Origin of the sequence: Paenibacillus sp. FSL K6-1217, assembly GCF_045040735.1 — a bacterium.
Classification (GTDB): Bacteria; Bacillota; Bacilli; order Paenibacillales; family Paenibacillaceae; genus Paenibacillus_AQ.
Map to the genome: position 1 here is coordinate 5483003 of NZ_CP150271.1, position 22845 is coordinate 5505847.

General features: G+C 54.7%; 22 protein-coding genes. 15 read left to right on the plus strand and 7 right to left on the minus strand.

Annotation, left to right across the window (positions count from 1 at the left end; all coding sequences use genetic code 11):
* Positions 1-22: 22 nt before the first annotated feature.
* Both MHH28_RS24230 and MHH28_RS24235 read right to left on the minus strand, forming a co-directional pair.
* Complete coding sequence (locus MHH28_RS24230) at positions 23-418, minus strand: VOC family protein (protein WP_405106260.1); 396 nt, start codon at positions 416-418, stop codon at positions 23-25.
* Between the two features lie 60 nt (positions 419-478).
* On the minus strand, positions 479-1018 hold the full coding sequence (locus MHH28_RS24235; RefSeq protein WP_405106262.1) for a GNAT family N-acetyltransferase: 540 nt from the start codon (positions 1016-1018) through the stop codon (positions 479-481).
* A 609-nt stretch (positions 1019-1627) separates the two neighbouring features.
* Here MHH28_RS24235 and MHH28_RS24240 point away from each other — a divergent pair.
* From MHH28_RS24240 to MHH28_RS24250, 3 genes are read left to right on the plus strand one after another with little or no spacing between them, the layout of a single operon-like run.
* Positions 1628-2218 (plus strand): bifunctional transcriptional activator/DNA repair enzyme AdaA, encoded by a 591-nt coding sequence (locus tag MHH28_RS24240; RefSeq protein ID WP_405106264.1) that lies wholly within the window; start codon positions 1628-1630, stop codon positions 2216-2218.
* Positions 2199-2783 carry a methylated-DNA--[protein]-cysteine S-methyltransferase gene (locus MHH28_RS24245; protein ID WP_405106266.1) on the plus strand — a complete coding sequence of 195 codons (585 nt, stop codon included), beginning with the start codon at positions 2199-2201 and terminating at the stop codon, positions 2781-2783. The genes MHH28_RS24240 and MHH28_RS24245 overlap by 20 nt, the downstream gene beginning before the upstream one ends.
* The gene (locus MHH28_RS24250) at positions 2764-3663 is read left to right on the plus strand and encodes a DNA-3-methyladenine glycosylase family protein (protein WP_405106268.1); all 900 of its coding nucleotides are present in this window, start codon (positions 2764-2766) and stop codon (positions 3661-3663) included. The genes MHH28_RS24245 and MHH28_RS24250 overlap by 20 nt, the downstream gene beginning before the upstream one ends.
* A gap of 334 nt (positions 3664-3997) precedes the next feature.
* Here the strand turns inward: MHH28_RS24250 and MHH28_RS24255 are convergent, their stop codons facing one another.
* Complete coding sequence (locus MHH28_RS24255) at positions 3998-4423, minus strand: VOC family protein (protein ID WP_405106270.1); 426 nt, start codon at positions 4421-4423, stop codon at positions 3998-4000.
* 117 nt (positions 4424-4540) lie between these two features.
* Here MHH28_RS24255 and MHH28_RS24260 point away from each other — a divergent pair, with 117 nt between their 5' ends.
* A complete protein-coding gene (locus MHH28_RS24260) occupies positions 4541-5500 on the plus strand; it encodes a helix-turn-helix transcriptional regulator (protein ID WP_405106272.1) in 960 nt (319 codons plus the stop codon).
* Between the two features lie 214 nt (positions 5501-5714).
* Here MHH28_RS24260 and MHH28_RS24265 read toward each other — a convergent pair whose 3' ends face one another.
* Positions 5715-7181: a PLP-dependent aminotransferase family protein gene (locus MHH28_RS24265; RefSeq protein ID WP_405106274.1), complete on the minus strand. Its 1467-nt coding sequence runs from the start codon at positions 7179-7181 to the stop codon at positions 5715-5717.
* Positions 7182-7286: 105 nt separating this feature from the next.
* Between MHH28_RS24265 and MHH28_RS24270 the strand changes: the two genes are divergently transcribed.
* The 4 genes from MHH28_RS24270 (at position 7287) to clpB (ending at position 12470) form a co-directional block, all read left to right on the plus strand.
* Positions 7287-7859, plus strand: a complete 573-nt coding sequence (locus MHH28_RS24270; protein WP_405106275.1) for a GNAT family N-acetyltransferase — start codon at positions 7287-7289, stop codon at positions 7857-7859.
* Between the two features lie 157 nt (positions 7860-8016).
* Entirely contained in the window at positions 8017-8493 is a 477-nt protein-coding gene (locus MHH28_RS24275) for an Hsp20/alpha crystallin family protein (protein WP_405106277.1), read from the plus strand.
* A 246-nt stretch (positions 8494-8739) separates the two neighbouring features.
* Entirely contained in the window at positions 8740-9753 is a 1014-nt protein-coding gene (locus MHH28_RS24280) for a DnaJ C-terminal domain-containing protein (protein WP_405106279.1), read from the plus strand.
* Positions 9754-9830: 77 nt separating this feature from the next.
* Positions 9831-12470, plus strand: a complete 2640-nt coding sequence (gene clpB, locus MHH28_RS24285) for an ATP-dependent chaperone ClpB (RefSeq protein WP_405106281.1) — start codon at positions 9831-9833, stop codon at positions 12468-12470.
* Between the two features lie 175 nt (positions 12471-12645).
* Here the strand turns inward: clpB and MHH28_RS24290 are convergent, their stop codons facing one another.
* On the minus strand, positions 12646-14490 hold the full coding sequence (locus MHH28_RS24290) for a glycosyltransferase family 2 protein (protein ID WP_405106283.1): 1845 nt from the start codon (positions 14488-14490) through the stop codon (positions 12646-12648).
* A 208-nt stretch (positions 14491-14698) separates the two neighbouring features.
* On the opposite strand from MHH28_RS24290, the gene MHH28_RS24295 reads away from it, so the two are divergent.
* On the plus strand, positions 14699-15145 hold the full coding sequence (locus MHH28_RS24295) for a hypothetical protein (protein ID WP_405106285.1): 447 nt from the start codon (positions 14699-14701) through the stop codon (positions 15143-15145).
* Positions 15146-15251: 106 nt separating this feature from the next.
* Here the strand turns inward: MHH28_RS24295 and MHH28_RS24300 are convergent, their stop codons facing one another.
* Positions 15252-16091 (minus strand): SDR family oxidoreductase, encoded by an 840-nt coding sequence (locus MHH28_RS24300; RefSeq protein ID WP_405106287.1) that lies wholly within the window; start codon positions 16089-16091, stop codon positions 15252-15254.
* Between the two features lie 236 nt (positions 16092-16327).
* Between MHH28_RS24300 and MHH28_RS24305 the strand changes: the two genes are divergently transcribed.
* From MHH28_RS24305 to MHH28_RS24325, 5 genes are all read left to right on the plus strand, one after another.
* The gene (locus MHH28_RS24305; RefSeq protein ID WP_405106289.1) at positions 16328-17362 is read left to right on the plus strand and encodes an AI-2E family transporter; all 1035 of its coding nucleotides are present in this window, start codon (positions 16328-16330) and stop codon (positions 17360-17362) included.
* 321 nt (positions 17363-17683) lie between these two features.
* On the plus strand, positions 17684-18697 hold the full coding sequence (locus MHH28_RS24310; protein ID WP_405106291.1) for a S66 peptidase family protein: 1014 nt from the start codon (positions 17684-17686) through the stop codon (positions 18695-18697).
* Between the two features lie 244 nt (positions 18698-18941).
* Positions 18942-19826 carry a DegV family protein gene (locus tag MHH28_RS24315; protein WP_405106293.1) on the plus strand — a complete coding sequence of 295 codons (885 nt, stop codon included), beginning with the start codon at positions 18942-18944 and terminating at the stop codon, positions 19824-19826.
* Positions 19827-19841: 15 nt separating this feature from the next.
* The gene (locus MHH28_RS24320; RefSeq protein ID WP_405106295.1) at positions 19842-20381 is read left to right on the plus strand and encodes a hypothetical protein; all 540 of its coding nucleotides are present in this window, start codon (positions 19842-19844) and stop codon (positions 20379-20381) included.
* A 386-nt stretch (positions 20382-20767) separates the two neighbouring features.
* Complete coding sequence (locus MHH28_RS24325; RefSeq protein ID WP_405106297.1) at positions 20768-21148, plus strand: hypothetical protein; 381 nt, start codon at positions 20768-20770, stop codon at positions 21146-21148.
* Positions 21149-21434: 286 nt separating this feature from the next.
* Here MHH28_RS24325 and MHH28_RS24330 read toward each other — a convergent pair whose 3' ends face one another.
* Positions 21435-22055, minus strand: a complete 621-nt coding sequence (locus MHH28_RS24330; RefSeq protein ID WP_405106299.1) for a flavin reductase family protein — start codon at positions 22053-22055, stop codon at positions 21435-21437.
* Positions 22056-22151: 96 nt separating this feature from the next.
* Between MHH28_RS24330 and MHH28_RS24335 the strand changes: the two genes are divergently transcribed.
* Positions 22152-22841: an ArsR/SmtB family transcription factor gene (locus tag MHH28_RS24335; protein WP_405106301.1), complete on the plus strand. Its 690-nt coding sequence runs from the start codon at positions 22152-22154 to the stop codon at positions 22839-22841.
* Positions 22842-22845: the final 4 nt, after the last annotated feature.

Genomic DNA, 22845 nt, shown 5'->3' on the forward strand with positions numbered 1-22845 from the left:
AGTTGTCTATCCGTAGCTTAAGCTACACCAGCTCCTGCGCAATCTCCCAGATATGTCCTGCGGGGTCTGCGAAGCTGGCTGAGCGGATGCCCCACGGCCGGTTCATAGGGCCGTTGAGCAGGCTTACGCCGCGGGCATTTAATTCAGCGCATACAGCATCCACATCTTCCACGCGGATCGTGAATTGGAACCGTGAGCCGGATTCGCGGCCGGCAACCGCAGCGGGCTCAATCAGCCCGGGGGCTTCGGAGATGCGCAGCAGGTTGATGCTCATATTGCCGAAATCATAGACAGCCGAATTCTCGTCCGCGTACACCTCGTCAAGGCCAAAAACTTCCCCGTAGAACGCCTTGCTCTGCGGCAGATCCTCAACGAACAACGTCACCACATTGATATTCTGTGCTCCCAGGTTTTTCATCTTGGTTATCGCTCCTTTTCCTGTTCAAGCTGTACTTCAGCGGCTCCCAGCGTTTTTCTCCTATATTCCGTACAATGCGTCTCCTGAAACCCCACGGACGCGCATTTCATGAAAAGCAGTGGCATACAAGGAATGAGCCGGGAGAAAATCCCCGTCCACATAGGGTCTGGCAGGGGTCTCCCCGACAGGGAAGAGGCCGGCGGTCCGCTGCATATATACAAGTGAGTAGTAGGGGGCATACCCAAGCTTACCGGCAAACGCCGAAGACGCCGGAACTCCGGAACGAAAAGAAGTGCTGACCGTCCGGGTTCCCCCTGCCTGCAAATGTATCTCAGCAGCCTTTGCCATTGCCGTGCCGATTCCCTGTCTGCGTAACCGTGGAGCAACGAACACTTCTAAATGTGATTGTATTGTATGCGCTTCCATTAAGACAAGTGCGACGAGCGTATCCTTCACAAAAGCGGAAATGAACAGCTCCGGTTCTTCATCCAGCACCCGGAGGAGGTCTGCACCAGCTTCCGCATCCTGGCTTAATAATTCTCGGGCGGCAGAGCAGTTCCTGTTATTGAAGCGTTCGTAGCGGATATCTGACAGGTGCATCAGCCTCTGAGTCCTCCTTATTCTATTTAACGCCAGTGATTATGGCATAGAATACTGGGCATTTCAACCCTCTCTCTACAAACACAGAGCCGGGCAGCCTCGCTGGGGCGGACTACAGTTCCGTTATTTTGCCGAAATTGCCTGTTTGGCAGCTGTCGCGGACTACAATTCCGTTATTTCCCGGATTCCGCCTCTAATTACCCTCTGTAGCAGGGAGTAAAGTCCTCTCAGTCCGCCCGGCGCGAAAAAAGCCCTGATTCCGGCAATTAGCGGAATCTCAGTCCGCGGAGAAAGGGAGCCCGCTCCAGCCACCCCAATCCGGTACCCAACGCACCCAAAAGTACTCCACCAGCATAATCCGGCACTCAACCACAAACAAACGTCCCCACCAGCCCAATCCACTCAACCGCACACAAACGTCTCCCCTACCCCAATCCGGTATCCAGCCCCCCTCCCCGGTCCCCCATTCCTGTATGTGAACACGAACTTCAATGGGCCATCGGCTGTATGCTAATGGGGCTGATTCACTGTCGTAATCTTGCTCTCCTATTGCAATAGGCTGCATAAGCCGAAACGAATCGTTTATACTGGCGGTAAGAGGTGATGGGGATGGACCCGCAATTGTTCGAACGTATCTATGAAACGGTGGTGCGGCGCGAGCCGACCTATGACGGGATCTACTATACGGCGGTGCTGACCACGCATATTGTCTGCCGTCCGTCCTGCCGGGCGAGAACGCCGAAGGCAGCGAATGTTGTATTCTATGGCTCCTTGCAGGAGGCAATTTCGGCAGGCTTCCGTCCCTGTAAAAGATGCCGCCCCGAAGAAGGAGGCACACTCCGGCCAGATGCCGTTCTCGCCGCGCAGGCAGATGCCATTATGGACGGGCGGTTCGGCAGCAAGCTGACCCTGGAGTCCATGGCCGCAGAGCTGAAGGTCAGTCCTTTCCACCTGCAGCGCACCTATAAGCGGGTAACCGGCCAGTCCCCTGCGGCCAGACTGGACGCGCTGCGCACAGAAGAAGCCCGCAGGCTGCTGACGGAGACAGAGGCGGGGATGGCGGAGGTCGGCGGGGCGGTGGGGTTCCGTACGCCCTCTCATTTTGCCGCCTGGTTCGTGAAGAAGACGGGGCTATCCCCTACAGAGTATCGCATTAAGCATATCGAAGGAGGAATACCGCATGAACCCAAGCCGGAATAACAGCCGGAGTACAAATACCATTACAATCTACCATCATACCCTGAATCCCGGTAATGGAGAGTGGACCCTGTGGGCCAGCGATAAAGGCCTGATCCGCCTGTCCTTCCCGCAGGATGGAGGGCAATTACCCGCCTCCTGGTTGAAGACGTATGCTCCTGCCTATGAGCTTCAGGAGGATGCCGGGAGGTTCGAGCGGCTTGGGGTGATAACGCTGCTGGAGCGGTATTTTGCCGGAGAGGCGGTGGATTTCAGCGGGGTTGAGCTGGATCTGTGGGGCACTCCGTTTCAGCAGGAGGTCTGGCGGGGACTGCTTACCATTCCTCATGGCAAGATTGCCAGCTACAAGGAATTGGCTGAACGGATCGGCAGACCGCTGGCCGTCCGTGCTGTCGGTGCAGCCAACGGGCAGAACCCGGTGCCGGTCATTGTACCCTGTCACCGGGTGATCGGCGCGAACGGCACCTTAACCGGCTTCCGGGGCGGACTCCAGATGAAGCAGGAGCTGCTGAAGCTGGAGGGAATTCTGAATGTGAAGGCGGCGGGACATGAACGATTTGCTTTTTGAGCTGCCGCTGCCGGAGGATTTCGACCTGAATGCCTGTCTGGAATACATGAACCGCTCACCGCTGGAATGCCTGTTCCGCACGGATGAGGCAGGCGTTAGCCGGATGTTCAGGCTGGAGAGCGGACCGTTCCTGGTCCGGTTAAGTGTGTCTGAGGGTCACAGGCTGAGCGTAACCCGGCTGCATGGAGCGATTCCCGATGTTCTGGAGCAGGAATGGCTGGCCCGTTACATTGTGGAATGGTTCGATCTGGACCGCGACCTTATCCCGTTCTACCGGGTTGCAGAAGCCGATCCGCTGCTCGGCCCGCTGGCCAGCCAGCACCGGGGGCTGCGGATCATCGGCATCCCGGATCTGTTCGAGGCGCTATGCTGGGCGATTCTGGGCCAGCAGGTCAATCTGGCTTTTGCCTACAGGCTGAAGCAGCGGCTGACCGCTGAATACGGGGAAGCGCTGGAATGGGAAGGGCAGACCTACTACCGTTTCCCTGGGCCTGAAGTGTTCACAGGGGTGCAGATCGAGGAGTTATGCGCCTTGCAGCTAACCCGCAGCAAAGCGCAGACCGTGCTTACCGTAGCCTCGCTGATCACAAGCGGGGAGCTAAGCCGGGAGGAACTGCTGGCGCTCCCGTCTCCGGCCGCCGCCGAGCAGCGGCTGCTGCAGATCCGCGGGATCGGCCCGTGGACCTCGCAGTATGTCCGCATGCGCTGCCTGCGCGACGCGTCCTCCTACCCTGTAGGCGATGTCGGCCTCCAGAATGTGATCAAGTTCCTTACCGGCATGGACCGCAAGCCGACACCGGCGGAGCTGCTTGAGCTGGCCCGGCCGTGGCAAGGCTGGGAAGCATACGCCACCTTTTACTTGTGGCGGGCGTTATATTAGAACAAAGCCCTGCCCTCGCCGGATTCTCCGGGAGGCAGGGCTTTTTTGCAGATATATGCTGATTAAGTCAGGGAGAAATAACTGGATTTCCTCCACTTGCTAATGAACCAACTGACCTCATCCGGGCAGGAGTTGGAAAAACAGCACTTAAATGTTCTCCCTCCAGACAATCCCGGGGGAATCGGCGATAGCAGTTGCTACTTTTCCACTTATTTCAGTTTGGGGCGTAGCATCCGGGAAATTAAGCTGCATTTTTCCACTTGCTTGCCATAGAGGCCAGCTTCTCCGTCCCCTCATCCGGCCAAGGCGCTCTCCTTGCCTCGCCGCTCAAGCCCTACCGTCTATTATCCGTGAAGATCTGGAAGCATACGCCGAACTTATCGGTAACCATGCCATAAGCAGGACTGTAATAGGCTGGAGCCAGCTCGATATCGACGGTGCCGCCTGCCTTCAGCGAGTTGAATAGCTGCTGCGCTTCAGCCTCGGTCTCCACCGTGAGGCAAATGTTGATGTTGTTGCCCCGGCTGCGCGGCATACCCGATTCATAATCCCCTACAAAAAACTTGTTCTCTCCCGCCAGCAGCACCGCATGGGCAATCTGCGCCTTCTCTTGCTCCGTCATCGGGGCGTCCGGATTCTGTGGGCCTTCGCCCATCGTCTGCTTGAAGAGTACCACTGCGCCCAGCGCCTCCTGATAAAAGGCTATCGCCTCAGCGGCAGATCCGTCCACCAGAATATAAGGGTTCATTTGCAGTTTCATGTCTTGTTCGCTCCTTGGAATGGTTTATTTGCCTGTACTAACCGGCTATGGTTATAGTGTAGACTATAATAGTGACAGTTCTTGTCATAGTTAAAATAATAAATGGAGTGAAGCCCTGTGTCGAAATCCAAAAGGCTGCTGGACCTGATGATGACCGTCAACCGCAAACGCAAATTCACCGTCAGGGAGCTGGCTGACGAATTCCAAGTCTCCTCACGCACAATCCTTAGGGATTTGCAGGAGCTGGGGGAGCTGGGCGTACCGCTGTATTCCGAAGTGGGGCCGCATGGAGGGTATCAGGTGCTGAACGAACGGATTCTGCCGCCGATCGCGTTCACGGAGGAAGAGGCGGTGGCGATTTTTTTTGCCAGCCATGCCCTGCGCCATTATAAATATCTTCCCTTCAAGGAAGAATCCTTATCCGCCCTGCACAAATTCTATAACTACATGTCTGGGGATGTCCGTGACCGGATTGATGAGATGAAGCACCGGATTGACTTCCTGACCCCTGCACGGCAGGCGGAATTTCCTTATCTGCCCCAACTGCTGGAAGCGGCCACCGGGCAAAAAGTGCTGCTGATCGATTACCAGTCGAAGGGCCGCCGGCAGCAAAGATGGATACAGCCCGTTGGCATCTATGCCAGTAACGGCCTGTGGTATTGTCCGGCGCATTGCTTCCTGCGGGACGGTATCCGTCTCTTCCGCTGTGACCGGATTCAGTCTGCGGGGTATGATGAAGCGGGTCCAGCCGCGCTTGATCTGCGGCATGTCCATCTGGACAATATGGAGCACTATAGCAGCACGCCGCCGCAGGCGCAACAAAACCTAATCGGACTGTACGTGGAGCTGGGCAGTGAAGGGGTACAGGCTTGCGAAGGGGAGGTATGGTCGCCGCAGCTGCTGCATATCCGCGCAGACGGAACAGGCTGGCTGGAGGGAGAGATTCCGGGAAGCGATCTGGGCTTCTTCGCGCGGTTTGTGATTGGCCTGTGCAGCGAGGCTACGGTGCAGGAGCCGCCGGAGCTGGTGGCCGAGGTGAAGCGGACGCTTGCGGACATGCTGGAGAAGTATAGTTGATTCAAAACCTATATTGATTGAACTTGAAGCATAAATTAAGGGAGGAGTGGCGGAAGGGAATTTTGGAACTGGAGGAGCGTTAGCGTCCGCCTTTGTCTGCGGATTTCCACCGCGAACAGCGGTATGAAAATTCAAGAAATCTGCAGACAACAGCGGCTGGAAGTCCAAATATTCTCTGGAGCCACGCCTCTCCCAAAATAACAAAATTAGTAGTTCAATCCATATAGCCCAGCCATACCCCCGCCAATCTGCGGATACCTTCATCGATCAGGTCCTCGGCAATCCCGCCGAAGCCCAGGATGAATTCGGATTCATCGTAGTCCGGCTTGGTCCACCATGTATAAGACATGGGGGTAACGCGGATGCCTTCAGCTTCCGCTATTGCGGCAAGCTCCTTGGCGCTGGTGCTATTGCTAACTCTATTGCTAACTCTGGAGCCAATTTCTGCTGCGGGCGGCTTAAAGGTCAGCAGCAGATGAAATCCGGCATCCGTTCCGCTAAGCACGGCGGCATCGCCGAAATGCTGCCTGACTGAACGCAACAGCAGGTCATGCTTGCGCTGATAAAGCAGACGCATCCGGCGCAGATGCTTCTCGAAATGACCGCGTTCCATGAAATAATGCAGCGCAATCTGATGAAGCCGGGAGGCCGAATGCTCCAGGTACAGCTCACTTCTCAGGCTGTGGTAGTCCGGCAGCAGCTCCTCCGGCAGAACCATGTAGTGAATACATAAGGCAGGAGTCACCGACTGTGCGAAGCTGCACATATAGATCACCGGGCTGCCCTCGGCAAGCCCTTGAAGCGCCGGAATCGGCCGCCCGTGATAGCGGAATTCCCCGTCATAATCGTCTTCGATGATATAGCCGCCCGTGGACCGGGCCCAGTCCAGCAATGCAAGACGTTTGGTGATCGGCATCGTCATCCCCCGGGGAAACTGGTGGGAAGGCGAGATGTATACGGCATCTGCTCCGCTGCTGTACAGCTTGTCTATCTGTAATCCATCCTCCGCCAGCGGAATCGGCTTAATGCCGTATCCGCTGCGCCGGAATGCCGCCGGCAGCAGGTGGTACCCCGGATCTTCGATACCCAGTCCGCTCACCCTTCCCTTCAGCAGCAGACACAGCAACGAACACAGCGTATACTGGTCGCCGCCGATCACAATCTGTTTCTCTGTGCATCGTAGTCCGCGGAATTGCCTGAGATGAGCGGCGATGCTCTCGCGGAGAGCCGGCTCCCCCTGGGGATCGCCGTACTGGAGCAGGTCCGGATTCGCAAGCTGCTCCTGATAGAGGCTTCGCCATATTTTGTGCGGGAACAGGGAGAAATCATTCCGCGAGATATGGAAATCATATGCGTACGGCCGTGAATCACGGGGCGTGATCGGGCGGGGTGCAGGACTGGGCCGTTCCCCGGCAGCCGCAGGGCTGCCTTCCCGATGAACGGGCAGGATGTAGTAGCCGCTGCGCGGTTTGCTGGCGATGAAGCCCTCTGCCAGAAGCTGCTGGTAGGCCAGCTCCACTGGAGTGGCGCTGATTCCGCATAACCCCGCCAGGCGGCGGATAGAAGGCAGGCGCGTGCCGCTCTGGAGGGCGCCGCTCAGGATTGCTTTTGCCAGGTAATCATAGAGCTGTATGTAGTAAGGGGTCTCGCTATGTTCATTCAGATCCGGGACGAGCAGCATGCTTCACCTTCCATCTGTCCTTTGAAATCGGACGTTTCTGTATATTTTATAGTGTGCAGATTTATATTACCATAAGAGCAATTACGACAGTGGGAGTGGACAGAGATGAACGGTCATTCAAGGCTTTTAACAGGGGATAAAGTATATTTGCGCGCTCTGAACGGGGAGGACGCCGGGCTGTATTATGCGATGTTCCACGGAGCGGAAGTTCGCAGGCTGACCGGAACCAAGAACCATGTCAACAAGGAGCAGGTTGAGCAGTATATCGCCCGCAAATCCGGGGATGACAGTACCGTGCTGCTGCTGATCGCGCTGAAGGAAAGCGATGAGGTGATCGGCGACATCGCCATTCAGGATATCGACGGGGATAACCGGAATGCCAATCTGCGGATTGCTATCGGGGACGAGCGGCATCAGGGACAAGGGTACGGGCGTGAAGCGCTGCTGCTTATGCTGGATTATGGCTTCGGCATTCTGAATCTGCACAGGATTGAGCTGGAGGTCTACCGCTATAATGCCCGTGCTGCGCATGTCTATGAGTCCATCGGTTTCGTGCATGAGGGGATAAGGCGTCAGACGCTCTTCTATAACCATGAGTACCATGATGTGGTAATGATGAGTATGCTGGAGAGTGAATACAGGGAGCGTTATTTGAAGCAGAGCAGAAAGGTCAAATAAGGTCAAAAATTTAAAAATGTTAAAATTTATTATAATAAACGAGCCGAAACGCCGGATTTTCCCGGATTTTCGGCTTATACCGGTTTTGTTTTCTACGGGGACGCAGGCTATAATAAAGCCATAGGTCAGACAAAGTCAAATGAGAGGAGAATGAAAGATGTTTGATTTGGTTCCTTTTGGTAAACGCAGAGATGATGCTTTTGGTATGCTGGCGAAGTCGCTGAACGAAGTGTTTAATGATGATTTTTTCGCACCGTTGACGAGTAACGCGCTGTCTTTCCGGACGGACATCCGTGAGCGTGAAGGGGCATATCTGATCGAGGCCGAGCTCCCGGGCTTCCGCAAAGAAGAAATCGACATTGATTATTCCAGCCCTTACTTGACGATCAAGGCCGTTCGCAAAGAAGAGAACAGCGAAGAGAATAAGGAGCATCAGATGGTGCGCCGCGAACGGCGGTATGGTGAATATGTACGCCGGTTCTACGTCCAGGATATTGCCGAGGAAGACATCCGCGCTTCCCTGAAAGACGGGGTGCTGAGCCTGGAGGTGCCGAAACGGCAGAAGGCGCAGGGCAAACGGATCGAAATTCAGGATGGCGGCGGCAATACTTCGGACCAGCAAAAGCTTCAGTAAGCATAAGGGCAGCCTGTTTGAGGCTGATGGACCTCCAAGTCCGGCTGAAGCGCCGCTTCCGAAGGGGCTCCCGGCTTAGCGGCTGCAGCCGCTGGCCTATCCGGTCCCCCGGGCGGCGGCAGGAGTTCACCGGGCTTTTCATATAGCACTTCATATTAGACGCATTGTAGTGGGGGTCCCGGCTATAATGCGTCTTTTCCCGGAGGAAGGAACTAGGTTCCCATTACAAGAAAGGAGGAGGTTCCGGTGGCGGCAAATTATTATGAACGTCTTGGCGTAGACAAGAAGGCCCCGAAGCAGGAGATCAAGAAGGCTTATCAGAAGCTGGCCAAAAAATGGCATCCCGATGTCAACAAGGCCCCGGAGGCAGAGGCGAAATTCAAGGAAGCAGCCGAGGCATATGAGGTGCTGGGCGATGAAGAGAAGCGCAAAATCTATGATGAGGAGCTCCGCTATGGAGCCGGGTCAGGCTTTGCAGGATCACGGGGTGCGCAGAGTCACGGGTCAGCCTCCTCTGCGTCATGGGAATCGCCGTTTGGCGCGGGCTGGAGCAGCGGAGCCGCCTCTTCCGGCGGTATACCCGAAGAGGATCTGTTCGGGATGTTCTTCGGCAGCCGGGGTGCGGCGGACCGCGCAGGCTTCGACTTCTTCTCCGGCAGCGGAGGGTCCCGCTCAGGGGGAAGCCCTTGGGGTGACGGGTTCAGTACGATGCAGGCCCAGCTTGAAATTATGCTGGAGCAGGCCTACAAAGGCGGCAATATCAGCGTTCAGGCGGCCGGCAAGGACCTGAACGTACAGATTCCGGCACGCTCGGCGGAAGGGACGGTCATCCGGGTACCCGGCGGCGGAAGCGGGGCAGCGGGCCAGGGCGGCGATCTGCTGATCTCGCTGCATCTCCTGCCGCATGAGATCTATGAGCCGGACGGCGGCGATTTGCACGGCACCGTTGAGATTGCCCCCTGGCAGGCTGTGCTTGGCGGGGAAGCCAAGGTGCCGCTGCCGGATGGCAGCAGCGTGAAGCTGAAGATCCCCGCAGGTATAGCCAGCGGCGGGACGCTGCGCCTCTCCGGCAAGGGCCTGAGACGTCCTGACGGAACGAACGGAGACATCCTGTTCCGGATGGAGATGGTCATTCCGGCAGGGACGACCGAGGCGCAGAAGAAGCTGTACCGCCAGCTGGCGGAGTCCGGCAGCTTCCAGGCCGGTGCGAAACGGCGTACCTCCGGCGGAGCGCAGCGGCGCAGAGCGGCAACGCGGTAAGGCATATTCTGATTCAGTAAATAACAGCCGGGCATCCGGCTGATTAACATATACATTGTAGAAAGGCGATGATCCAAATGGATTTCAATAAACTTACCCAGAAGCTGCAAGAGGCCGTGGCGGAGGCACAGTCGCTGGCGGCTTCCGGCGGGCATCAGGAGATTGACAATCTTCATCTGCTGAAGGCCTTGCTGCAGCAGCATGAAGGCCTGCTGCCCCGGCTGCTGCAGAAGATGAATGTCCCCGCAGCAGAGCTGCTCCAGGGAACGGAGGCGCTGCTGCAGAAGAAGCCCAGCGTAAGCGGGAGCGGAGCAGGCACCATGCGGCGGTATGCCTCGCCCGCGCTGATTGCCATGCTGGAGCAGGCGGAGCAGGAAGCGGCCAAGATGCAGGACGAATTCGTTGCGGTGGAGCATGCGGTCCTGGCGATGGTCTCGGATGCAAGCAGCGGGAACCGTGAGCTGCGCGGATTATTCACCAGCCGGGGCGTTACCCGGGAGAAGCTGCTCGGTGTGCTTGCGGAGATCCGCGGACACCAGCGGGTGACCAGCCGGGAGCCGGAGGCCACCTATGAGGTATTGGAGAAGTACGGCCGCGACCTCGTGGCCGAGGTACGGGCAGGCAAGATCGACCCGGTCATCGGACGGGATGCCGAGATTCGCCGGGTCATCCGCATCCTCTCCCGCAAGACGAAGAATAACCCTGTGCTGATCGGGGAGCCGGGGGTCGGCAAGACAGCGATTGTGGAAGGGCTGGCCCACCGGATTGTCCGCCGGGATGTGCCGGAGGGACTGAAGGACAAGACGATTTTCTCGCTGGATATGAGTGCGCTGATTGCCGGTGCCAAGTACCGCGGGGAATTCGAGGAGCGGCTGCAGGCGGTGCTGAAGGAGATCCGCGAGAGTGAAGGACGAATTATTCTGTTCATTGATGAGCTGCATACGATTGTCGGGGCGGGCAAGACAGAGGGGGCTATGGATGCGGGCAACATGCTGAAGCCGATGCTGGCCCGTGGCGAGCTGCACTGTATCGGGGCGACTACGCTGGATGAGTACCGCAAATATATCGAGAAGGACCCGGCGCTCGAACGCCGCTTCCAGCAGGTGCTGGTCAGTGAGCCGGATGTCGAGGATACCATTTCGATTCTGCGTGGCTTGAAGGAACGCTTCGAGGTGCATCACGGTGTCAAAATCTATGACAGCGCCCTGGTCGCAGCCGGTGTGCTGTCTAACCGTTACATCACCGACCGCTTCCTGCCGGATAAGGCGATTGACCTGGTCGATGAAGCCTGCGCGATGATCCGTACGGAGATTGACTCCATGCCCGGCGAGATGGATGAGGTAACCCGCCGCCTGATGCAGATGGAGATTGAGGAAGCCGCGCTCAAAAAAGAAACTGACGATGCCAGCGCGCGCCGTCTGGACATTCTGCAGCGGGAGCTGGCCGACCTCAAGGAGAAGCATCTGGAGATGACCGCCCGCTGGGAGAAGGAGAAATCGGCCATTCAGGGCATCCGTGACCTGAAGAAGCGGCTGGAGCAGGCCCGCAAGGATCTGGTCGATGCGCAGGAGATCTATGATCTGAACAAATCGGCTGAATTAAGCTATGGCATCATTCCTGATCTGGAGCGCCAGCTGAAGGCCGCAGAGGAAGCGGCGCAGCAGGATCAGGAGACCCGGCTGCTGCGTGAAGCCGTTACGGAGGAGGAGATCGCCGATATTGTCTCGCGCTGGACCGGTGTCCCCGTAAGCAGACTGGTGGAAGGTGAGCGGGATAAGCTGCTGCGGCTGGAGGATACGCTGCATGAGCGGGTAGTCGGGCAGGATGAGGCTGTCCGGCTGGTGGCCGATGCTGTACTCCGGGCAAGAGCGGGTATCAAGGATCCGAATCGCCCTATTGGCTCATTCCTGTTCCTCGGGCCGACCGGGGTCGGGAAGACCGAGCTAGCCAAAGCACTGGCGGTATCGCTGTTCGACCGCGAGGACGGCATGATCCGTATCGATATGTCAGAGTACATGGAGAAGCATAGTGTCTCCCGTCTCGTGGGCGCTCCTCCCGGATATGTCGGCTATGAAGAAGGCGGCCAGTTGACGGAAGCTGTCCGCCGCCAGCCGTATACTGTGGTGCTGCTCGATGAGGTGGAGAAGGCGCACCCGGATGTGTTCAACATTCTGTTGCAGCTGCTGGATGACGGGCGGCTGACCGACTCGCAGGGCCGGATGGTCGACTTCAAGAACACGATCATCATCATGACCTCCAATATCGGCTCACCGCATCTGATTCAGGGCACGGATGACAATGGCGAGCTGACCGCAGCCGTGAAGGACCGGGTCATGAAGGAGCTGAGCGGGCATTTCCGTCCGGAGTTCCTCAACCGGGTGGATGATATCGTAATGTTCAAGCCGCTGACACTGGGCGAGACCCAGAGAATTGTAGTTAAGCTGGTAGATGGACTGCGTCTGCGCCTCGCAGAGCGGAATATCGGCCTCACATTGAGTGACCGGGCGGTCCGCTTCATTGCCGAGGAAGGCTTCGATTCCGTCTATGGCGCCAGACCGCTGAAGCGGTTCATCCAGCGTAGCCTGGAGACCCGGGTGGCGCGTGCGTTGATCGCCGGAGAAGCGGAGGAAGGCTCAGTGATGACGGTGGACGAAGCGGACGGCGAGCTGACCGTTCAGATCGCGAAGCCGGAGGCGGCGACGGTAAGCTCCGTTTAACCCTGAATCTGGCCCGTTGTTCCAGAGCAGCGGCACCTGTAACACACAGAAAAAGCGTTCCGCCCTAAGGCTGGAACGCTTTTTCTGTGTAACGGTGCAGGACTTCAGAAAGCCGGCATAACCGTTGCTGCTTGTATTGTGCATAATCGGATGGAGCCTCTATGCTATCGGCTGCTTATTCGCTCCAGGGCACCAGCCGGGGATTCGGGTCAAGGATGGACTGATATTGCTCGTTCCAGCCGTACCGGGCGTCCGGGTCCAGTACCATATAACGCAGATACTTCTCCAGCCGGAATTCCGGCTTCGACCAGCCCAGATGCTTCAAGCGCAGATTGCTTAACTGGTGGGGCAGCTCGAAGATGTTCTCCGGCAACCGCCCGCAGTGCTGCGGCAGATCATTCCAGGCATAGGTGACGTCTTCCCGGTAACGGAGCAGGAACGGGCGGTAGCTCTGGTGGGCCCGCCAGTACATATCCTCGCGGTAACTTGCTTCATCCCAGAAGTCGTAGAGGCGGAAGCAGAACAAGTCGCAATTATCCGTCCGCAGCAGGGAATCCACTTCGTCTGCGAATTTGGACTCGAAAACCTCATCCCCGTCCAGATTAAGAATCCACTCCGGCTGGGTCGCAACCACTGCCTCCCACTGCTGCCTGCGCAGCCCGGATTCATTATGGAAGCGGGAGACAGGATTGTGTATCAGGTGGAGCGGAATCCCCTCAAGAATCTCGCGGCAGATATCGGCTGTATCATCTGTGCTTGCATCGTCGATAATGACCGCCTCATCGATATACTTGCGGTGCTCCAGCAGCACCTTGCGCAGGAACCTTGCGCCTTCATTCTTGACGATCATCGTAAGGGTCAGCTTGGGCCGGCGGGAAGCAGAAGCTGCCGGATTATTCTTCACCCCTCTGCCTGCTTCTGCCGTCGCGTCTGCGTCGCCGCCTGCGTCAGCAGGCAGGGATTCCTTGGATAAGCGCTGCCGGGCTTCGGCCTCGGTCCACAGCACCTCCCACTGTGCGGCTGCTTCCTGCACTCTTTTGTCAGCGGGAGCCGTCTCTGCATGCTGCGGCAGATCAGCAGCGGCTGCTGAACCTCCGTCCTCCGGGAACGCCGCTTCATCCGAGCCGTCAGGCGCTGCTTCAATCCCGGCCCCGGCTGCTTCAGCGCCATCTCCGGTCTCCGCCTCTGCTATAGAAGCTGCCTTCGTGCCCGAGGTGTGAAGGATGAACTCCGCAACCAGGTCCAGATCGCTGTCTCTGTAGAGATGCAGTGCCGGGAAGTGGGTATCGACGAAGAGGGGAATGCCTAGAGTTGCTGCACGGATGCAGAAATGGCGGTCCTCTCCCCAGTACGAGATATTAGGGACCCTGTCGTAGCTGATACCGGAGCTGATGGCCGAGCTGCTGATCAGCGTGCAGGCGCCAAGCCCGCCGACCTCATAGATTCCCGGCTGCTGCATCTTCGTCAAAAAAGCATAGAAGCGGCGCTGAATCTCCTCCGGTGAGAGCTGTTCCCCAGGATGAAGCTCCCACTGGTTGTATTCGTCATGCATCCATACCTGCGGCTGAAGCAGTGTATTCGGCTGCCACTGTGTCCAGAAGATCTCGGAGATAATCTCTTTGTCTGTACGGATCAGATGCAGCAGCGTATCCGGATGCAGAATGAGATCGGAATCAATCAGGAACAGGTAGTCATAGCCGAAGGCCTCCGCCCGCCGGATCATCAGATTCTTGAATCCGGCCACCTTCCAGACCAGATTGGAATGCCAGACATGAGTATGCTCATCACGGATATAGTCATCATGATAGCCGGAGGATTGCAGGAAGACGGATCTGCCGCTCTCTGCAAACTGCTGCAGCAGCTGGCTTGCGGCTTCATCCGGGTTATCGTCAATCAGATAGAAGTGCAGATCGATATCCTTCAGGTTCAGACGCAGCAGAGAGTTCAGGAATTGCTCCAGGATTGCCGGTTTCTGATGGATCGGACTGCCCAGCAGCACCCGGGTTCTACTTCGATTCATAGCAGGCCACTCCAGAATAAGGTCAACATGATAGAACATCCCCTTGGATTCTCAAATAGTTGATATGAATTATATGTATTCAATATATTGAGAGAAGTACCAGACTAACCCCCGTTTGGAGAAATAATAAGCAGTAAGCAAGCGTAGATCCTAATTGCTGTATGCCACCGAGCTGTTGTACAATACCGCATAAAGGGAGGTTAGCGAAATGGAAGATATACAGAATAAGGTGAAACTATCACAGTGGGATGCCCTGCTGCTGGAATCGCTGCGTGCTCTGGCCGGGTCTGACGAAGAGCTGCTGCGCAGAGTCGGTGAAGGGGATCTGCCGGCGGATGAGAGTGAATACAAGTTCGATTACGGCCAGTTGTCTGTACTTGCGGGTGAACAGCCGGAGCTGTTCCGCCGGGCCGTTCTGGAAGGCTATCAGATTAAATATAATACCATTCGCGGGATCCGCAGCTGGATAGATGTTGCACTGGGAGTTGAAGCCAGGCTGGAGCTGGAGGAAGGGCAGGAAGCGGTGGAAGCGGAATTAACAGAGGCTGAGCGCGGCCGGCTGCAGGATGTATTGTCTTACGGCTGGGCAATCAACGGCGGGCCGACAGAGGACGGCAGTGCCGGAACCTGCCGGATCGAGCCGGTTCAGCGGTAGAGTCTGAAATGTTCCTTGTGAGGCTGTAAAAGACGCCGCTCCGAAGGGGAGCGGCGCTGGAAAGAGGGCCTGTCTGGAGTAGATTATATCGGCAATAGGCATGCAATTACATATTCAACTGGATTCTGCGCGTGCTAAGGACGCCTTCCAGTCCGGTAGGGTCGGTGCTGACCTTGCGGTGAACGAATTCTTCGGCCCGCTCCGAGGTGCGCAGACGCAGCGGCTTGGTCTCAAGCTGTACCAGCTCCCACATGACCTCCGCAACGGACTCTGCCGTCTGCGGCTCCACATTCCGCTCCAGGAAGGCGGCCCGGTAAGCATCCAGAACCGGCTTGTATTCATCCTCCAGAACACCGCCGGTGCTGGCGACATGCCCCATTACGGTTGAGTTGAATTCAGTGGCGATTGCCCCCGGCTCCAGCAGTGTGATGTCGATGTTGAACTGCGGCTTGTAATAGGTGGCCAGGCTCTCCAGCAGCCCTTCCACCGCAAATTTGCTGGCGCAGTAGACCTCGTTCATCGGTTGCCCGACCAGTCCGCCGACACTGGAGGTCGCCACAATGTGGGCGTAGCCAGTCTTTTGCAGCAGCGGCAGTGCCGCCCGGATCGTATGCATTACCCCGTACACGTTGGTGTTGAAGACATCCTCGATCTCAGGGAACGGTGCCTGTCCCAGCGCTCTGAGGTATCCAAATCCGGCATTACAGAATAATAGATCCAGCTTGCCTTGCTCTGCTTCTATCCGTTCTATAACCTGCTGAATACTCTCCGGCTGTGTCACCTCCAGCTCTACGAACTGCAGACCCTCCACATTCTGGTACAGCTCCTGTTCACGCTTCAGATGGCGGGTTCCGGCGTAGACCGTCCAGCCCTCATGAGCGAACTTCAGTGCCGTGGCCAGGCCGATGCCTGAGGATGCTCCGGTGATACAGATTACTTTTTTCATATAGCTTTCGCCTCCACTTGGATTGAACCTGACTGAATAACCTATGAAATGAAAAGGGTATACATTATCCAGTTTTGCCCACATTATAGCATATAGTAATAGAGCTACCTGAAAATCGACATAAAGTTCGCTGTTTCGCGGGAATTGGGCTGTGCAAAGTTGCTATAATTGTTTTCAGTACGGTACACTATAATAAAAAACTTAATCGCCAGCGAATGGAGAGGAACAAGGGAACAATGGAAGTATTCAAGCGTTATATTGCCAATTTAACAGTCCGGCGCTTCTTGATTCTGGGCTTGATTGGACTGCTGCTGTACAGTATCAGGGATATGCTGAATCTGGTGCTGTTGACGTTCCTGATCGCTTACGTCATGAACAGCTTTCAGCTGCTGCTGAGCAAACGGATCGGCAAGTTTGTGAAGGTGAACAGCAAGGTTATCATCATCATACTGTATGTGGCGCTGATCAGCATGATCGTCATGGCACTCGTCAAATATATGCCCAAGGTATTCTCGCAGATCAAGCAATTAACCACTTTTCTCGGCACGCTGACCTCCGATGATATTCCGCAGAATGAAATTATGCAGTACTTGTTCCGAAAGGTCAGGGAGCTCAACTATCAGAGCTATTTGAATCAGGGAATTGAATATGTCTTCAAAATCAGCAACTGGGGAACCACCTTCGTGCTGTCCACGATTCTAAGCCTTGTCTTCATTCTGGAGAAGAACCGGATCGTGAGCTTCACCTCCCGCCTGAGAGACAGCAAAATCTCCTGGTTCTATGTGGAGCTGGAGTATTTCGGCAGAAAGTTCATCTCCTCCTTCGGCAAGGTGATTGAAGCACAGATTCTTATAGCTCTGTTCAATACTTTGTTTACCGTGGTCGGACTGTGGGTGCTTGGATTCTTTTTCGAGCCGTTCCCGTATCTCTTTGCCCTCTCCATTATGATCTTCATGCTCAGCCTGATTCCCGTGGTCGGCTTTGTCATTTCGCTGATTCCGCTATGCATTATCGGTTATAACACAGGCGGACTGATGCTGACGGTTAACATTCTGGTGATGATTGCCATTCTGCATGTCATAGAAGGCTACTTCCTCAACCCGAAGCTGATGTCTTCCAAAATGAATCTGCCGATGTTCTACACGCTCGTAGTGCTGCTGTTCTCCGAGCATTATATCGGGGTGTGGGGACTGATTCTCGGGATTCCGATCTTCGTCTTTTTCCTGGATATCCTGGAGATTAGCCGGGACAATAAGCCTTCACTGGAATGATGCACCGAGCTATATAGGAAGCACTTAAGTTATGAACATGAAGCTTCATCGTCACTGCGGTGAACATTTGGACTTCCGGCCGCTGTTGTCACCAGATTTCTTGAATTTAACCGCTAATCGCGGTAGAAATCCGGTGACAAAGGCGGTCGCTAACGCTCCTACAGTTCCAAATTTCCCCTCCGTTTCTTTTGCTTTCAGTTAATTTCTTTTATGCTTCTTATATAGATAATCAGGAAGCTGTAGCCTATGTATAGAGGCGGTATTCAACCTGCTCAAGGTTCGGGTATCGCCTTTTCATATTATGATTGGAGGAATAGCCAGATGATCAGATATCCGGTATTAGAAGCAGGAGCCGTTATTGGTGTAACCGCACCCTCGTCAGGAGTGGGGGAGGAGCTGCGTGAACTGCTTGAGCAGGCGGTAGAACGGCTGCAAAAAAGAGGGTACGGCGTAGTATGCGGACCCACGGCGTGGACACAGGAGAAGGCCAAATCGGCTCCGGCCGCTGTACGAGCAGCGGAATTCAACGCGATGATGGCCGACGAGTCCATCGGACTCGTCGTACCTCCGTGGGGCGGGGAGCTGCTGATCGAGATTCTGGAGCAGGTGGATTTCGGGAAGATGGCGTGTAAATGGATTCTCGGTTATTCCGATATCAGTATGCTGCTGCTGGCCGTTACGCTGAAGACGGGTATCGCCACGGCCCACGGCACGAACTTCATTGACCTCAGGGGAGAAGAGACGGACCCGGTAACCGCCATGTGGGACAAGGTATTGTCCACGCCAGACGGCGGGACCATAGTTCAGAAATCCTCACAGCAGTATCAGCTGGAATGGGGAGGCGAGCCGTCGCCCCATGTGTTCAACCTTACAGAAGCGACTAACTGGAAGACGGTGGACAATCACGCCATCACCATGCAGGGCCGTCTGCTGGGCGGCTGTATTGACATTATCCGTCATCTGATCGGCACGCCGTATGGGGAGGTGCGGCATTTCCAGCAGCACTATATCCATAATGAGCCTATCCTGTGGTATCTGGAAAATTGTGAGTTGTCCGTGACCGACCTGCGCCGCTCTCTGGTGCAGATGAAGCTGGCCGGCTGGTTCGAGCATTGCAGCGGCCTGATGTTCGGCCGCAGTGCGGCGAACCCGCCTATGGAGGGGTACACCGTAGAGGATGTCTACCGGGAGCTGGCCGATGAGCTGGGCGTTCCGGTAGCCTACGACATCGACTGCGGCCATCTGCCGCCGCAGGTTACTTTGGTGAATGGCGCTTTTGCAGAGGTAAAGGTTGGAGATGGCAAGGGAACGGTGCAGCAGGTTTTCCGGAGGTGACTTATGAGCACCATTCACCTCTGATTTTCCACCCCTCCTCATACCATAAGCAGTCTGCTCTTAAACAGGTATATTCGTCATATATAATGTGAATTTATGTCGAATTTAGTTGAAAAAAAGTGTTGGAATTATTCAAGGATCGCTCTGCGTATGGCTGTCATCCTGTATAATTTATGAATATACAGACAGCTAGAGCTGCCGATTCCTGATCGCAGTTAATCCCTCACGAAAGAGAGCAGTGACCATGAAATCCATCGCCTGGGTGACTGACAGCACCAGCACCATTGATTCTGAATTCGCCATGAATAACCATGTGTATATCGTTCCCCTCCGTCTAGTCGTCAACAATGAATGTTATAGAGAAAATATAGATATTAACGCCGATCAGTTCTATGAGAAAATGCGGCAGCAGGACAAGGTAGGCAGCTCCCAGCCGCCGATTGGCGAGTTCGTGGAATTATACGAGCGTCTCAAGGAAGAGTATGACGAGATTATTGCGATCCACTGTTCCTCCGAGCTTAGCGGGACCTTCAGCACCTCGATGCAGGCAGCGGACATTGCTGGAGTGAACGTAATTGGTATCGATTCCAAAGTAGGCGCATACCCCATCCGTGAGATGTTACTGCGCGGTATTCACTGGCAGCAGGCAGGTTGCTCTGCACAGGAGATTAAGAACAGAATTGATAATATCATTGAGGAAATGTCCTTCTATATCATCCCAGCCAGCCTGAGCCAGCTGCACCGCAGCGGACGGCTCTCCGGCTCTCAGTTCCTGCTCGGCCAGCTGATGCGGATTCATCTGCTTCTGAGGTTCGATGAGGGCAAAATTGTCGTCGTTGATAAAATCCGCACCTTCAAAAAGACGAAGCAAAAGCTGCTGGAGACCATCCAGGAGGAAATCGGACGCTTCCAGGATGTATGTATTATGCACGCGAACAATAAAGAAGAGGCGCTGAGCCTGGAGTGGGCCATTAAGGCCATGTCCCCTTCGGTGCGTACAGAGATTATGACCTTTGTCCCGGTGGTAGGTGCTCATATGGGCGAGGGAACACTGGCGCTGTCTTGGATTAACCGAACGGCCCTGAATAGTATAGATGCTGAGGATGAAGTGCTGGAGTCTGTGCTCTAGAAAAGGAGCGGAACGATGTTCTTATATCATTACTATGATTCAGCTGTGGGTCCGTTTGTCAGTATATCCGATTTGCCGGGCGATCAGGCGAGGGCCGTGCTGGAGACGATTAAGCAGACCAAACCTAAGGCCCAGAGCGCTCAAAGACATGATAAGTATGTGGAATACCGGCGGAACTGCGAGAACATCATCCGGGCGGAATTTATTCGTAAAGGCGGTCTTGTCCAGCGCACCTCCCCGCATTATATGGTAGTTGAACACAGTCCGTGGCTAAGCACATGGTTCGAGAATGGCGCCTCGCTCAAGATTCCGGTAGAGGAATTTGATGTCAACACGATTTCTTTTACCTATGGCGACTCCATGCCGACCTTCAGTCCGCTGGTTAACGACGGCAAAGAGTACAGGCACACCCTGTATACCTATACCGAGATTGTGAGCATCATTGCAAAATACGGGCTGCCGCAGCATTGGAACAATGACGGAAAATTCGGTCCTGAGCGGTATGTCGAAGCGCATGTCTGGAGCGATGAGACGGTCAACCGGTACCGGGGGTGAAGGAGAGACGGTGATGTCTCTCCTTCAATTTATCCGGATACATTCCTTTTCCTTTTTTAAGAAAAATGCTGGGCGATATTCGTTAGATACCCTTCCTCATCGGTATGCTCCTTCATTCCATCCTCTTTCGGCACAATATTGTATGGTAGCTCTCCCGATGCCCGATGAAGCACCCGTGATAAAAATAGTCTTCATAACCATTCCTACTGATTCCAATCTATTCCTGCCCTAACCGAACCATAAGGCGGAGCATGATAATTATCGATCCCGGAATAAAATTTGGGCTTAACTGTTGTCATAGCGGTTCCGAACGGGTAATAGAAAAGACTAGAATTTTCGAATTGGCTGAATTTGGAACAAGAGCCAAGGGAACGGAGGGGCCAATCATGGCGGCACAGACAGTATCAGGGGTCGGCGCGGTACAGGCTATTCAAGCTTATGGCAGCACACAGAGCGATGTCAGCTCTCTGGAGAAGCAGCGGGACCGGCTGCTGATGGAGCTGGACAAGGTGAATGCGGCGCAGGGCGGAGAGATGCAGACTCCGTATCGCCGGGAACAGCTCCAGCGGCAAATACGGCAGTTGGAGGCCCACCTGGTACAGAAAAGCGGAAGTACAGCCTCGGCTTCATTGGTACCCGCGCCCCCGCTTCAAGATCATATTCCGCTCTGGGAGGCAGAAGGCAAGGGCGGTTTTAAGGGCATCGGCCTGACCGATCCCCGGACGGCGACAGTAGATGAACACGGTCACTTCGACGCATTGATATAGTTATGCGACAAGTGGCGGCTCCATTGCCAATGATCTGACGAATGAGGCCTGGATCTGCTTTAGTAACAACAAATTTGTAAATAAACTGGATTTTTTGAAAAAATCAAAATGAATAGTATTAACAAAAAAACGGCTTAGTCAGGGAAAACTGACTAGCCGTTTTGCTGCAGAATGGTTATATCAACGCTATTCTGATTTGATAATACCGATTCTCGAAGATATTACAGGCTCATCCAGACTTAAGGTCGAGTTCTGCTCTATGGGAGCGTGGGACATCAACCGTAGACTAGGTTTCTGCCCGGTAGGTCTTGCCAAGCTGATGACCCAGACCGAAATAATGGCGGAAATTATAGATGAGCGGACTCCATTTCAGAGGATCGATATGATTGTCATCCATGATAATATCCTGGTGGGCATGGACATGAACAGCCTGTGCCTCAATGATTGCAAAGTCAGGCGAATGAACGGGTATCCGAATATTGTGGATGCTTGCTTCAATTTGTAACGGGCATTCCATAATTCGTGAAGGCTTAACCGTTAGGGACGCCACAGGTGTGAGTCCGCTGGCCGCATATTTATCCTTTTGATAGGAGTACCCATGTTGTTGCTTGTCTACAGGCACAGGATTCTTACCCGTATAGGGAGCAAGCTGCTCCACATTCTCCCATAGCGAGGGGCCGGGGAGGTTAATGACGCATTCGGGAAGCCGTTCCAGGTTCTCGATGGCTTTTCCGCCAAGACCAATCCCTAGTACAATATAGTCTCCCAAGGCCCAGGAGGATGAAATAGGAGTGATATTTACGGTATCATCCTCATTCAAGGTGTTCAGTAAGATGACAGGAGTTCCATAATATAAAATCTTGGGTTGTATCGTTTCAGTGCTAATCATTTGCTTGGTGTTGTCCATTGTAGTTCTCCTCCCCTGTTGTAGATCTTACTTCAGTGTATAATATAAATGATTCAACACTCATCGAAGTATGGAATACAATAAAGGAGGGTCAGGATGCAGGCAAATCCGAATGCTGCCATCATCGCAGCTCTAGTGAGTGAAGCTTCACGGGCAGCAATATTGACCGTTTTACTGGATGGAAGGTTCCATTCGGCCAGCGAATTAGCACATATGGCAAGCATTAAGCCTCAAACGGCAAGCTTTCATTTAGCGAAATTGATCGAAGCTAACGTGATTACCGTTCTGAAACAGGGGAGATATCGTTATTTTGCGATTGGAGATCAGGAGGTTGCGAGGGTGATGGAGTCCTTATTGTCTATTGCTCCGCCTGTGACAGTGAAGTCTTTACGGCAATCCACGCAGGACAAGGCGTTGCGTTATGCCAGAACGTGTTATGACCATCTCGCCGGGAACGTGGGGGTGCAATTAACCCATGCCTTGCTAAGAAGCGGTATTTTACTTGAAGAAGCGGACAGGTATTCGGTGACGGAGCACGGGGAAGAATTTTTTGCCGGTTTCGGCGTTGATTTGAACGAAGCTGCAATGAAACGCCGCCGATTCTCCCATCAATGCCTGGATTGGAGCGAACGCCGCCACCACCTGGCCGGAGCCTTGGGAAATGCCCTTCTGGAGAGAGTCTTGGAGCTGGACTGGGTACGGCGTCTCCCGGATACACGTGCGGTACAAGTCACCAATGAGGGAAAAGCGGGTTTTAAAAAAGTATTCTCACTGGATTTGAATTAGCTGC